Raw genomic sequence first — 13,208 nt, 5'->3', positions numbered from 1 at the left:
CGTTTTGGTGAGGAGGATGACATGCGGCTGGGCTTGCTCGGTACAGTGCCGGGGATCAACCCTCGGGTGCGGCCTGAACTTCATTCCGATCTGCCGGTCGGCGCGGAATTGTCGGCCTGGCCATCGCGGGTGGGCGCGTTTCCATCCACCCCGCTCGAGCGCACGATGCAGGCCATCGGCCATCTGGAAGCGGGTCTGCGCGCCGCCGCCGCCGGGGTTGACGCCCTCGCGATCGACAGCCTTGGCGACTACGGCCTTGATGCTCTGCGCAGTGGTCTGGCGATCCCGGTGGTCGGGGCGGGAGAGGCCGGTATCAGCGCGGCCGCGCGCCATGGCCGCTTCGCGATCGTGACGGTCTGGCCCCGTTCGATGAACTTCGTGCCCGAAGAACTACTGGTGGAGCAAGGACAGACGCATCGCTGCGTCGGCATCTACAATGCGGGTGAAGAAGGCGACGTGGAACAGGTTTCGGGGCCGGACGGCTACCTTGCCCGCGTCAACGGCGTCGATGCTACGATCCTTGGCCGCGTACTTGCTGCCATCGATCAGGCCGTGGCCAAGGGGGCGGAAGCCATCCTGCTCGGCTGCACCTGCATGTCGCCCATGGCCGCGAGTATTTCGGCACAAGCACCGGTTCCCATCGTCAACCCGTTGGCAGAGGCGGCGAAACGGGCCGCTGATCTGGCAAAGCGCCAGCCCCGTCCGGCAGAGGCCATCGTCACGTCGCGAGCGCCCGTGATCACCCGAATGGTCGATGCCATTGCGGGGGAAGCGGATGAAAACTGCCCGGTCTGCGTGATCGGCGAAATGTTCGGCGAGGACGCGTGAAGAAACGCTCCTTCTGACGGCTCGCGCGTAGTGGCAGGCGCCGGACACCCCGGCGCCTGCACATCCTTAGTACATATGCTGGCCGCCGTTGATGCTCAGCGTCGAGCCGGTGACGAACGCGGCATTCTCCGAGCACAGGAACGCGCAGCCGCGCGCGATTTCATAGGCATTGCCAAGGCGACCGACTGGGATCTTGGCAACGATCTTTTCCAGAACCGGCGCAGGCACGGCGGCGACCATGTCCGTATCGATGTAGCCCGGCGCGATGGCGTTCACGGTGACGCCGTACTTGGCGCCTTCCTGAGCCAGCGCCTTGGTAAAGCCGTGGATGCCGGACTTGGCGGCGGCATAGTTCACTTGCCCATACTGCCCGGCCTGGCCGTTGATCGACCCGATGTTGACGATGCGTCCCCAACCGCGGTCGCGCATGCCGGGGAACGTCGCCTTCGCCGTGTTGAAGCACCCGCCAAGGTTGATGCGCATGACATCGTTCCAGTCATCGAAGCTCATCCGGTGGAGCACGCCATCGCGGGTGATGCCCGCGTTGTTGATGACGATATCGATGGGGCCGACTTCGGCGGCGATCCGGTCGCAGCTTTCCTGGGTGGCTTCGTGGTCGCCCACGTCCCAGCGATAGGCGACGATGCCGGTCTCTTCCGTGAAGGCCCGGGCCTTTTCATCGTTGCCCGCATAATTGGCGACGACGGTATGCCCTTTTTCCTGCAACGCCAGTGATACGGCTTTACCAATCCCGCGAGTTCCGCCGGTAACAATCGCAACGCGTGCCATATCAAGCCTTTCGCTGTTCAAACCTCAACCAAACACAGTGCTATGGGCTGAATATGACGGCGGCAAGACCGCAAAACCAAGAATATCGGGTTACAACCCTTTGTCATACATGCGCAAAGCGCAACTCGCGTTGCTCACGTCAGAACTTGAACTGCGTGCCTACGTAAACTGCCTGATTGTCCTGACGTCCATCGGTCAGAGGCACCAACCGCTCCCGGTCCTGCGAATAACGCACCCCGGCGGTGACATCGATATGGTCCGTCACCCGGTAGGCGCCGCCGACATCGACGTCGCTGTTGTCACCCGAGAACGTGCGCGGTGCCCGCCCGGTCGGGCGTTTGTCGTCAACCGAGACGCGGCGGGAAAAGCGCGGTTCGTCCTTGGCGTTGGTGCCGGGGGAAAGGCTGAACTTCTTGAGGTCCGGCAATTCGGCCATGGGGCGTGCCGAGGGTTGCGGCACGAAGGTCTGGGCGAAGTTCTGGTACCCGCGCGATACGCCCAGGTTGAACGTGGTGGAGGCGATCCGCAGGCCGCCGCTGTCGCTGGTGTCCGGCGCGGCGGGAACGCGGCCGCGAACGATGATGGCCTGTGCCGCTTCCGGTCCCACGCGCACGGCGACCGTCACGGCGCGATCCTTGCGATTGGGCGTGCCGGCGGGCGTGAAGGGGAAGGACTGCCCTTTGGCAAGCGAACGCATGGCGATGGCGAGGCTGAGGTTTTCGGCGGTCGATTCCGGTGAAGCCGAATCGATCTGGCCGATATGACTGCCCGCGTCCGAAAAGTTGGTGGAGAAGGCAAGGACGGCGCTGGGCAGGGCAAGAAGGCCGACACACCCGGCCAGCAGCATGCTGCCTGCCATGCCGCTTGTCGCGCTGCTGCTCCGCTCATTGCTCATCGTAACGCCCCGTAACCTCTTTCAAATCCCTGTCCCGTGCGGCTTTTTCGGTGTCTGCCGCGATGCTTGTCGACAATCGCGTATTAACACGTCCTGAGCATCCGAGAAACGGTGAAGCCTGCCGCGCCGTTCAGCCAGCGCTCAGTGTGTCGATAGCTTAGGTCAAGTCGCCAGGGGCGCAAAGGTTTCGGGCGCTCTTGCCGCCCGGCCAGCGGCGGCTATAGAGACCATTGACGAAGGTTCGGTGCGACCTGCTTTGCTTGTGCGAATCTGGGTTCAGCATCCGAATCTGGCATGAAATTGGGAATGACAATGACAGGCAGCACCGATACCCGCCTTCCTACCGTGCGTAATGTCGTGATCGCGGGCGTGTGCGCCGTGGCGGCGCTGGCCCTGTCCGGGTGCGGCGGCGGCCGAAAGAAGGAGCAGGCCACGCTGGCCCCTTCGCAGGTCACCACGATCGGCGTGAACAGCTACCTGTGGCGCGCCAGCCTTGATTCGGTGTCGTTCATGCCGCTGCTCCAGTCGGACAGCGCGGGCGGCGTCATCATCACCGACTGGTACGTGAACCCGAAAACCCCGACCGAGCGCGTGAAGGTATCGATCATGATCCTCGATCAGGATCTGCGTGCCGATGCGCTGAAAGTCACCGCCGTGCGTGAAGTGGCGCAAGGCGGCGGCTGGGCTCCTGCTCCGGTGCAAGCGGCTACCGTGCAGAAGCTGGAAGACATCATCCTGACCCGCGCCCGCGATCTGCGCCGCGATTCGGTCGGCTGATTTTTGTTTGATCACGCGCCGCGTCGTTTCGGAGCGGTAGGAGAGAATACCCCATGACCGAGCGGTTCGATCCGGCTCAGGCCGACACGCGGTGGCAAGCCGCGTGGGACGAAGCGCAAAGCTTCCGCGCCGACGATACGTCCTCCAAGCCGCGCAGCTATGTGCTGGAGATGTTCCCCTATCCGTCGGGCCGCATCCACATCGGTCACGTGCGCAACTACACGATGGGCGACGTGCTGGCCCGCTACAAGCGGATGCGGGGGCACGAAGTTCTTCACCCGATGGGCTGGGATGCGTTCGGCATGCCGGCGGAAAACGCGGCCATGGAAAAGGGCGTCCACCCCGGCGGCTGGACGCGCGAGAACATCGCCAACATGAAGGCGCAGTTGAAGCGCCTTGGCTTCGCGCTCGACTGGAGCCGCGAAATCGCGACGTGCGAGCCGGAATACTACGGCCACGAACAGGCGCTGTTCCTCGACCTTTATGAGCACGATCTGGTCTATCGCAAGGAATCGGCGGTCAACTGGGACCCGGTCGACCAGACGGTGCTGGCCAACGAACAGGTGATCGACGGGCGCGGCTGGCGCTCGGGCGCGCTGGTGGAAAAGCGCAAGCTTTCGCAGTGGTTCCTCAAGATCACCGACTTCGCGGACGAGCTGCTGGACGGTCTGTCCACCCTCGACAAGTGGCCTGAAAAGGTCCGCACGATGCAGGAGAACTGGATCGGCAAGTCGCAGGGGCTGCAGTTCAAGTTCGACCTTTCGACCGGGGGAACGGTGGAGGTCTACTCCACCCGCCCCGATACGATCTTCGGCGCCAGCTTCGTTGCCGTCGCTGCCGATCACCCGATCGCACAGGCTGCCGCCGTCGGCCGTCCCGAGGTTGAGGACTTCATCGCCCTGTGCAAGCAGGGCGGGACGACGGCTGCCGAACTGGAAACGGCCGAGAAGCTGGGCTTCGACATCGGCATCACGGCGCGCCATCCGTTCACCGGCGAAGCGCTGCCGGTCTTCATCGCGAACTTCGTGCTGATGGACTACGGGACCGGCGCGGTGATGGCCGTCCCCGGTCACGACCAGCGCGATTTCGAATTCGCCACCAAGTACAATTTGCCGATCGTGCGCGTCGTCGCGGCGGATGCGGCCGAGGCGGACAAGCCGTTTGCCGGTGAGGCCGAAGCGGGCGACGGCGTGCTTGTCAATTCCGGCTTCCTCGACGGCATGAGCGTGGCAGAGGCCAAGGCCGCCGTCATCGCCCGCGCCGAAACCGAGAGCTGGGGCGAGGGCAAGACGGTGTGGCGCCTGCGCGACTGGGGCGTTTCGCGCCAGCGCTATTGGGGCACGCCGATCCCGTTCATCCACTGCGAGGTCTGCGGCGTGGTGCCGGTGCCCAAGAAGCACCTGCCCGTCGTCCTGCCCGAAGACGTCGATTTCCAGACGCCCGGCAACCCGCTGGTGCGCCACCCGACCTGGAAGCATGTCGATTGCCCCCAGTGCGGCCATCCCGCCCGGCGCGAGACGGACACGCTGGACACGTTCGTCGATTCTTCGTGGTATTTCCTGCGCTTCGCCAGCCAGCCCGGCGACCGTCCGTTCGATCCGGCCAAGATCGCGGAATGGCTGCCGGTAGAGCAGTACATCGGCGGGATCGAGCATGCGATCCTGCACTTGCTCTACGCCCGTTTCTGGACCCGTGCGCTGGCCCGCATCGGCGAGATCGAGGTGAAGGAACCGTTCGCCAGCCTGTTCACGCAGGGCATGGTCACGCACGAAACGTACTTCCGCATCAACGATGCCAACGGCCAGCCCGTCTATTTCGCCCCGGGCGAGGTGGATCGCACCGCCGATGGCGCGACGCTGAAGGCCGATGGCGCGCCGATCGACGTCGGCCGCGTGATCAAGATGTCGAAGTCGAAGAAGAACGTGGTCGATCCGGACGAGATCGTCGCGACATACGGCGCCGACGCGATTCGCTGGTTCATGCTGTCCGACAGCCCGCCGGAACGCGACCTGCCATGGTCCGAAGCCGGGATCGAAGGCTGCGGCCGGTTCGTGCAGCGCCTGTGGCGGCTGTTCGGCCAGTACGATGCCGCCGCAACCGGCGACGATAAGGCACTCGATCGCAAGGTCCACCAGACCGTCGATGCCGCCGCCCGCGACATCGAGGCGCTGGGCTTCAACAAAGCCGTCGCGCGCATCTACGAACTGACCGGTGCGACGGAAAAGGCGGCTCCTTCGGCCAGCCGCTCCAACGCGATCCGAACCCTGCTGCTGTTGGTCTCGCCGATGATGCCGCATTTGGCGGAAGAGGCTTGGGCCGCGATCGGCGACGGGTTGATCGCTGATGCGGAATGGCCGCCGGTCGATCCCGCGCTGCTCGTCGATGATGAAGTCACCGTTGCGATTCAGGTGAAGGGCAAGCTGCGCGACACCGTCACCGTCGCCAAGGGTACGCCCAAGGAAACGTTGGAGGCGCTTGCCCTTGCCAGCGAGAAGGTGCAGCGTGCCCTGGATGGAGCTCAAGTGCGCAAGGTGATCGTGGTGCCCGACCGTCTGGTCAATCTCGTTGCATAAAGTGGCGCGCGTGAAGGGGCCAACCGCTCTTGTCGCTCTCGCGATCGCTGGCCTGACGCTGTCCGGCTGCGGGTTGCAGCCGATGTACGCGGGCGGTGGCAATGCCGCCGTCGCGCGCGGGCTGTCCGGGATCGAGGTTTCCGCGATCGAAGGGCGGGCCGGGTGGCTGGTGCGCAACGCGCTGGTCGATCAGCTGAGCGCGTCCGGCAAGACCGCGCCGCGTTATCGCCTGGACATTCGCCTGGATGACAAGCTGGAAAGCTTCGCGCTGCTCTCCGATGATACCGTGGGCCGCGAACGGCGCACCTTGCGCGCGCGGTATCAGCTGGTGGACGTGGGCAGCGGGGAAATCGTGCTGGACGCCACGGCCGGATCGGATGCCGGTATCGACGTCGTCTCTTCCGACTATGCGACGATCGCGGCGGAACAGACCGCACTTGAAAACATGGCCAAGGACGTGGCCAACCGCATCGTCACCAATGTCGCGCTGCGCCTGCGCGGCGATACCCGGCAGTAAGCGCGCGCGGGGACGGCGGCCATGAAGGCCAACCAGAAGGAATTCATCACTCTGGCGGGCCGCGCCGCCCGCGAGGCGCGCGTGTTCTTTTTCTGCGGGCCGGACGAATCGAGCGCGATCGACGCGGCGCTGCGGATCGTTTCGCTGCTCCCCGATCCCGGCGAGCGGGTCGAGATGACCGGTGCGGAACTGAAACGCGATCCGGTGAAGCTGGGGGACGAGGCGCGCTCCACCTCGCTGTTCGGCGGCGCGCGCCACATCTGGGTGCGCGCGCAGGGCGATGACGCCCACGACGCGGTGCAGACCCTGCTGGACAACGACGTGGACGGTTGCCCGGTCCTGATCGTGGCCACCGGGGCGACCGACAAGTCGCGCACCGCGAAGCTGCTGGCGCCGCGGCCCGACGGGCTGGTCACGATGTTCTATCCGCCGGACATTGCTTCCGTCACGGCAGCAGTGCGAGCAATGGCCAACGCCGCCGGGCTCAAGATGGGCAGTGAGATTGCCGAGAAGATCGGTCGCGGCGCGGGGCTGGACACGCGCATCGCCCGGTCGGAAGTGACCAAGCTGGCGTTGTACCTCGATGCATCGCCCGAAACGCCGCGTCCCGTCTCGATGGCTGATTTCGACGCGGTAGGCGCTTCTACCGAGGATGACGGGTTCGGAGCGATGGTGGACGTGGTGCTGGGCGGACAGCGCAACGCCGTTGGCCCGGAACTGCGTCGCCTGCGCGAACAGGGCATCAATCCGGTGGGCCTGCTGCTGGCGTTCGAACGCCGCGCCGCGCAACTGGCGGGGATGGCCGCGCGCCTGGGGGACGGGCGCGACGTCGCCGGTTTCGTCAAGGCGGAAGCGGGCGCCCGGCGCATCTTCTGGAAAGATCAGGCGGCCTTGACCGCACAACTTCAGGTGTGGCGCGGGCATAAGCTGGAACGTTTGGTGGCAAGGCTTATTTCCCTGCACCAATTACTCCTTATGAATAGTCAGGATGCAGAACTTCTGTTGTCTGACGGTCTACTTGCGATAGCCCGAACCGCCCGTCCTGAATTAAGAGAACGTACAAATACCACGCGGCGCTAAAACCGGCGTTTTCGATTGCCGGGCCGTTTTTTAGGGCGATATACTGAGCCTGCCGCAGCATGGAACCGCCATGATTGCCGATGAGAGCACGCCTCAGGTGCGGGATCGGCGCGGCCAGGAGTACGGGGGCCGATGAACGCGCCATTCGCCACGGGGCCGCTCTTTGCCGAGCGCACTGGTTATGACGATCTGCTGATGGCCCCCTCGCGCGAACGGCGACGCTTGCAGTGTTACCTCATGCTCGTGATGGTCGATGTGGTGGCGGTCCTGATCGGCTATGGCGCGATCGGTTACGTCCTGTGGGGCGGTCATATGCCGCTGGGCACTACCGCGTTGCATCTGCAATTGGTGATGCCGCTGTTCCTGGCGCTGGCCCTGTATAACGGTTCCTATTCCACCGTTTCACTGCAACAAGCCTGGTCCGGTATCCTGCGCGCACTCACGGCGCTGCTGATCGCGGTGGCTGCGGTGATGTTCATCGAGGCCATGATCCGCGTAGAGACCGGCATATCGCACATGGGGCTCGTCGGTGGCACGATGTGCGCCGCCCTGGTGATGATCGGCGCGCGGCTGCAGATGCGCGCCCTGGTGCGCTGGCGCTGCGGTGACAACGTGCTCAATGAACTGGTGATCGACGATGGCGGCCCCACGGTGATGCTGCACGGGGTGCTGCGGGTATCCGCCAAGGCGATGGGCCTGCGGCCGAACCTCAACGATCCCAACGCACTCGACCGGCTGGGGCTGGTGCTGCGCAATATCGACCGGGTGATCGTCAGTTGCCCGGTGGCGCAGCGCGCGGCTTGGGCGATGATGCTGAAAGGCGCGAACGTCGATGGCGAAGTGCTGGACGATGAAGTGGCCCGGCTGGGCGCTCAGGGCGCGCGGGTGAATGCCGGGCATGGCCTGCTGATGGTGTCGGCGGGGCCGCTGGGCCTGCGCCAGCGCGCGATGAAGCGCGGGTTCGACCTTCTGCTGGCGGGCGGCGCGGTCGTCGCCCTTGCGCCGCTGCTGCTGGCCGTGGCGCTGGCGATCAAGCTGCAGGACGGCGGGCCGGTGTTCTTCACCCAGCGCCGGATGGGCCGGGGCAACCGCTTCTTCTCGATGTACAAGTTCCGGTCGATGACCCAGGCCCTGTGCGATCGCGACGGCTGCGTTTCGGCATCGCGCAATGACCAGCGGATTACCCCGCTCGGGCGCTTTATCCGGCGCACCAGCATCGACGAACTGCCGCAGCTGTTCAACGTGCTGATGGGCGACATGAGCCTGGTCGGCCCGCGTCCGCACGCCACCGGTTCACTCGCCGGAGACAAGCTGTTCTGGGAAGTGGACCTGCGTTACTGGCAGCGCCATTCGCTGAAGCCCGGCCTGTCGGGCCTGGCGCAAGTGCGCGGATTTCGCGGGGCGACCGATCACGAAGCGGATCTGGTGAACCGCCTTCAGGCCGATCTGGAATACCTGGAAGGCTGGACCGTCATGCGCGACATTCAGATCGTGCTGCTGACCCTGCGCGTGCTGGTGCACGACAGGGCCTTTTGAACACGGGCGTCGCTGCCGATCGCGCCGTCAGTTGCTGTTCTGCTTGGGCACCGAGAACGTGCCCGACACGCGGCCGCCCGGCCCACCCGAAGCCGACGACACGCCGCTCTTCAGATCGACCACCAGCCGGGCGCCTCGCAAGGTATCGCCATTGGTGCGCTTGATCGTGGCGTTGCCGGTCATCGTGATGATGCGCTGGTTGAAGTCGTAGACGCCGACATCGCCCGTCGCCGTCTCGTCCGTGCGGTTGACGGTGACGCCGCCGCTGGCCGTGATGCGCTGAATCTGCATCGACCCGGCATTGGTGAAGTTCACCACCGTGCGGGCCGCGCGTAGCCGTAGTTCGGCCTGCTTTACATCGACATTGCCCGACAGGATCACGCGGTTCTGCTTGTCCTGCAGTTCGATGCGATCGGCGGAATAGTCCACCGGCGCGTTCGAGTTATGGCCGGAGAGCACCTGCGCCCCAAGCTGCTGCGATCCGGCCAGCGCGGACAGCACCATCACCGATGTCATCAGGGCAGCACGTGTCATTAAAGCAGCACGGGGGGGCGTGAGGAAACGGGCGGCGGGCGTCATTCAGGTATCCTCAGCTTACCGGGGGTCATGCGCAGCCGGGCATTGCCTTCCAGTACAACGGTGCGGTCTTCCAGATCCGCTTTCATCGAATCGGCGCGGAACGTCCCGGTGCTTACCGTGCCGTCCACGCCGCCAGTACCCACCGCTTGCTTGTTGCGCACATCGATGGTGACGTTGCGCGTCGTCATGCGATAGTTGTCGGGGGCGGAAAAGTTGACCGGGCCGGAGACGTCGATCTTCTCGGTGTCGTAGTTATAGACGCCGTTGGGGGCGACGATTTGCGCCGGCCCGTCGTTCAAATTCATCAGTGCCTTCAGGCTCTGCATCTGCACCACCGGTATCGCCGCGGCGCGCTGCACTGCCGTCCCCGCCGTCACCACGAAGCCGCGATCCTTGTCGTCCTTGCCGCGATAGGCGGCATCGGCGACGCGCAACCGCTCTTTGGTGATCGCCACCTTGTTGCGGTCCAGCAGAAAGCTGATCTCTCCGCGCGGGGAAAGCGGGACAAGGATCATGACTGCCGCCACGACGCCGATCGCCGCCGGAAGCGCCTTTGCCAGAAAGCCGATCAGCCGATCGTGCGAGCCGCCGGGCGCGGCGAAGTGCCGGCGGCGGTTGCGGATCTGGACGGCTTCTTGGGACATGGCGGTTCAGGAAACTCTCAGGAGGGGGTCAGGCTGCTTCGTGGCTGAAGATGTCGTGGTCGGGCCATCCCGCCAGATCGAGCCGGGCGCGGGCAGGCAGGAAATCGAAGCATGCCTGCGCGATCTCGGTACGCTTTTCGCGCGCCAACCGCTCGACCAGAATGGTGTGCATTGCATGGAGATACCGCACGTCAGACGCGGCATAGTCCTTTTGCGCGTCGGTCAATTCCGGGGCGCCCCAGTCGCTCGACTGCTGCTGCTTGGACACTTCCTTGCCCAGCAGTTCACGCACCAGATCCTTTAGGCCGTGGCGGTCGGTATAGGTGCGCACCAGCTTGCTCGCGATCTTGGTGCAGAACACCGGCGCGGCGGTGACGCCAAGGTAGTGCTCTATCGCCGCAAGGTCGAACCGGGCGAAGTGGTACAATTTCAGGCGTGCCGGATCGGCCAGCACCGCGCGCAGGTTCGGCGCATCATAGGCACTGCCGGCGGCGAACCGCACGAGGTGTTCATCCCCCTTGCCGTCGGAAATCTGGACCACGCACAACCGGTCACGCGGGGTGATGAGCCCCATCGTTTCGGTGTCGACGGCGACGGGCCCCGGCGCGAGCACGCCTTCGGGGAGATCTTCTTCGTGGAGATGGACAGCCATAGTCAGGAAATGCTTAGGGACTGGGCCGCTGTTTCGCAATGGCGCAGGCGCCTTGTGTAGCCTGCCCCACCGGTTTTTCGAAAGCTGAGGACATGACCGCAACACCCCTCACGCCAAGCGCCTCTGCCACGATCCCGCCAAGTTGGGCGCCCGCGCTCGATCCGGTGCTGGAAACGCCGGAGGCCCGCAAGCTGGGCGGATGGCTGCAGGCTGAAGAGGCGGCGGGTAAGGAAATCTTCCCCCCGCGCGGCTCCCGGCTGGCGGCATTCGAACTCACACCGCTGGACGACGTACGCGTCGTCATCCTGGGGCAGGACCCCTACCATGGGCCGGGGCAGGCCCACGGCCTCGCGTTTTCGGTGCAACACGGGGTGCGCGTGCCCCCGTCGCTCGTCAATATCTACAAGGAGTTGGCCAGCGACTGCGGGGTGATTGCGCCCGGCCACGGCAATCTGGAGCACTGGGCGCGGCAGGGCGTCCTGCTGCTGAACAACGCGTTGACCGTGCAGGCCGGGCAGGCCGGATCGCACCAGAACAAGGGGTGGGAGGCGCTAACCGATGCCGCCGTCGCGGCGGTCGCCGCCAAGCCTGAGCCGTGCGTCTTCATGCTCTGGGGCAGCCATGCCCGCAAGAAAGCGATGCGTGTTCCGGGGCTGGCGCAGAGCCACCACCTCGTGCTCACCGCCCGGCATCCCAGCCCGCTGTCGGCCTATTCGGGGTTTTTCGGCTGCCGCCATTTCAGCAAGGCAAACGCGTTTCTGGCGGAGCATGGCCGCGGCACGATCGACTGGTGATGAGATAACTTCAGGGTGAGGAAAGGGGTAAGGCAAACGTCGCGCCTCAACGAAAAAGGGCGCACCTTTCGGCACGCCCTTTTCCTGAAATGCCGTCTCGATCAGCGCGGAAGCTGGCTTTCGCCCATCAGCGCCAGATCGACCGAGCGGGCGCACTGGCGGCCTTCGCGGATCGCCCAGACGACTAGCGACTGACCCCGGCGCATGTCGCCGCACGCGAAGATCTTTTCATCGCTCGTCTGGTATTCGATAACATTGGCCTTCACGTTGCCGCGCGGGTCCAGTTCGACGCCCGACTGGTTGATCATCCCCGGACGGCGCGGTCCGGTGAAGCCCATCGCCAGGAAGATGAGGTCTGCCTTCAGCGTGAACTCGCTGCCTTCGACTTCCTGCATCTTGCCGTCCACCCACTCGACCCGAACGCATTCGAGGCCCGAGACGGTGTTGTTGCCGATCACGCGCTTGGTCAGCACTGCCCAGTCGCGATCCGCGCCTTCTTCGTGGCTGGACGACGTGCGCAGCTTGAGCGGCCAGAACGGCCAGGACATCGCCTTGTTTTCCATGGTCGGCGGCTTGGGCATGATTTCCAGCTGCGTGACCGATGCCGCGCCCTGGCGGTTGGACGTGCCCACGCAGTCCGAACCGGTGTCGCCGCCGCCGATGACGATGACGTGCTTGTCCTTGGCGGAGATCGTGCCGCGCGGAGCGGCGCGCAGTTCATCGTCGCCCGCGTTGCGCTTGTTCTGCTGGGTCAGGAACTCCATCGCCAAACGAACGCCGGGCAGTTCCGCGCCGGGAATGTCGAGGCGGCGCGCTTCCTCGGCACCGCCCGCGAAGACCACCGCGTCGAAGTTCTCCTTCAGCGAGGCGACCGAGACGGTCACGCCCACTTCGGTCGATGTCTTGAACACCACGCCTTCGGCTTCCATCTGCGCCGCGCGGCGATTGATGAGGTGCTTCTCCATCTTGAAGTCGGGGATGCCGTAGCGCATCAGCCCGCCGACGCGGTCGTTCTTTTCGAACACCGTCACCGAGTGACCGGCGCGGGCAAGCTGCTGGGCGCAGGCCATGCCCGCCGGTCCCGATCCGACGACCGCGACCGACTTGCCGGTGCGGCGCGCCGGGATCTGCGGCGTTACCCACCCTTCGGCCCATCCCTTGTCGATGATGGCGCATTCGATCGACTTGATCGTCACCGGCTCGTCGATGATGTTGAGCGTGCAGGCCGCCTCGCACGGGGCGGGGCAGATGCGACCGGTGAATTCCGGGAAGTTGTTGGTCGAATGCAGCACTTCCAGCGCGTTGCGGAAGTCATCTTCGTAGACCAGGTGGTTCCAGTCCGGGATGATGTTGTTGACCGGGCAACCCGTGTGGCAGTGCGGCACGCCGCAGTTCATGCAGCGCGACGCCTGGTCCTTCAGCGCGTCCTTCGACAGCGGAACGACGAACTCGTTATAGTTCTTGAGGCGCTCCTCGACCGGGCCGTAGGTCCGATCGTGGCGGTCTAGCTCGAGAAAGCCGGTTTCCTTACCCATTTCAATGCG

At 64.9% G+C, this 13,208-nt stretch carries 13 protein-coding genes; 7 read left to right on the top strand and 6 right to left on the bottom strand.

The window, feature by feature from the left end; genetic code table 11:
• The first annotated feature begins 21 nt into the window (after positions 1-21).
• Positions 22-828, top strand: a complete 807-nt coding sequence (locus tag ACZ1JM_RS13330; protein ID WP_465132869.1) for an aspartate/glutamate racemase family protein — start codon at positions 22-24, stop codon at positions 826-828.
• Between the two features lie 66 nt (positions 829-894).
• Here the strand turns inward: ACZ1JM_RS13330 and phbB are convergent, their stop codons facing one another.
• Together phbB and ACZ1JM_RS13320 are read right to left on the bottom strand one after the other, a co-directional pair.
• Complete coding sequence (gene phbB / locus ACZ1JM_RS13325) at positions 895-1,617, bottom strand: acetoacetyl-CoA reductase (protein ID WP_465132868.1); 723 nt, start codon at positions 1,615-1,617, stop codon at positions 895-897.
• A 139-nt stretch (positions 1,618-1,756) separates the two neighbouring features.
• The gene (locus tag ACZ1JM_RS13320) at positions 1,757-2,512 is read right to left on the bottom strand and encodes a hypothetical protein (RefSeq protein WP_465132867.1); all 756 of its coding nucleotides are present in this window, start codon (positions 2,510-2,512) and stop codon (positions 1,757-1,759) included.
• Between the two features lie 312 nt (positions 2,513-2,824).
• Between ACZ1JM_RS13320 and ACZ1JM_RS13315 the strand changes: the two genes are divergently transcribed.
• The 5 genes from ACZ1JM_RS13315 (at position 2,825) to ACZ1JM_RS13295 (ending at position 8,995) form a co-directional block, all read left to right on the top strand.
• The gene (locus tag ACZ1JM_RS13315) at positions 2,825-3,289 is read left to right on the top strand and encodes a DUF3576 domain-containing protein (RefSeq protein WP_465132866.1); all 465 of its coding nucleotides are present in this window, start codon (positions 2,825-2,827) and stop codon (positions 3,287-3,289) included.
• Positions 3,290-3,342: 53 nt separating this feature from the next.
• The gene (gene leuS, locus ACZ1JM_RS13310; RefSeq protein WP_465132865.1) at positions 3,343-5,862 is read left to right on the top strand and encodes a leucine--tRNA ligase; all 2,520 of its coding nucleotides are present in this window, start codon (positions 3,343-3,345) and stop codon (positions 5,860-5,862) included.
• An 82-nt stretch (positions 5,863-5,944) separates the two neighbouring features.
• Positions 5,945-6,379 carry an LPS assembly lipoprotein LptE gene (gene lptE / locus ACZ1JM_RS13305; protein ID WP_465135070.1) on the top strand — a complete coding sequence of 145 codons (435 nt, stop codon included), beginning with the start codon at positions 5,945-5,947 and terminating at the stop codon, positions 6,377-6,379.
• Positions 6,380-6,400: 21 nt separating this feature from the next.
• Positions 6,401-7,459 carry a DNA polymerase III subunit delta gene (gene holA, locus ACZ1JM_RS13300; RefSeq protein WP_465132864.1) on the top strand — a complete coding sequence of 353 codons (1,059 nt, stop codon included), beginning with the start codon at positions 6,401-6,403 and terminating at the stop codon, positions 7,457-7,459.
• Positions 7,460-7,591: 132 nt separating this feature from the next.
• Entirely contained in the window at positions 7,592-8,995 is a 1,404-nt protein-coding gene (locus tag ACZ1JM_RS13295; protein WP_465132863.1) for a sugar transferase, read from the top strand.
• Positions 8,996-9,022: 27 nt separating this feature from the next.
• Here ACZ1JM_RS13295 and ACZ1JM_RS13290 read toward each other — a convergent pair whose 3' ends face one another.
• Genes ACZ1JM_RS13290 through ACZ1JM_RS13280 form a run of 3 tightly spaced genes read right to left on the bottom strand, consistent with a single transcriptional unit; the run spans position 9,023 to position 10,870 of the window.
• Positions 9,023-9,529 (bottom strand): LptA/OstA family protein, encoded by a 507-nt coding sequence (locus ACZ1JM_RS13290; protein ID WP_465132862.1) that lies wholly within the window; start codon positions 9,527-9,529, stop codon positions 9,023-9,025.
• A gap of 41 nt (positions 9,530-9,570) precedes the next feature.
• Positions 9,571-10,218 carry an LPS export ABC transporter periplasmic protein LptC gene (gene lptC / locus ACZ1JM_RS13285; protein WP_465132861.1) on the bottom strand — a complete coding sequence of 216 codons (648 nt, stop codon included), beginning with the start codon at positions 10,216-10,218 and terminating at the stop codon, positions 9,571-9,573.
• A 28-nt stretch (positions 10,219-10,246) separates the two neighbouring features.
• Positions 10,247-10,870: a ribonuclease D gene (locus ACZ1JM_RS13280; RefSeq protein WP_465132860.1), complete on the bottom strand. Its 624-nt coding sequence runs from the start codon at positions 10,868-10,870 to the stop codon at positions 10,247-10,249.
• Positions 10,871-10,962: 92 nt separating this feature from the next.
• On the opposite strand from ACZ1JM_RS13280, the gene ung reads away from it, so the two are divergent.
• Complete coding sequence (gene ung / locus ACZ1JM_RS13275) at positions 10,963-11,664, top strand: uracil-DNA glycosylase (protein ID WP_465132859.1); 702 nt, start codon at positions 10,963-10,965, stop codon at positions 11,662-11,664.
• 101 nt (positions 11,665-11,765) lie between these two features.
• Here the strand turns inward: ung and ACZ1JM_RS13270 are convergent, their stop codons facing one another.
• The gene (locus tag ACZ1JM_RS13270) at positions 11,766-13,199 is read right to left on the bottom strand and encodes a glutamate synthase subunit beta (protein WP_465132858.1); all 1,434 of its coding nucleotides are present in this window, start codon (positions 13,197-13,199) and stop codon (positions 11,766-11,768) included.
• Between the last annotated feature and the right edge of the window lie 9 nt (positions 13,200-13,208).

The organism is Novosphingobium sp. BL-S-24, assembly GCF_055521575.1.
The sequence above is the reverse complement of the archived record's forward strand: the minus strand, read 5'-3'. Positions and strand labels throughout refer to the sequence as shown.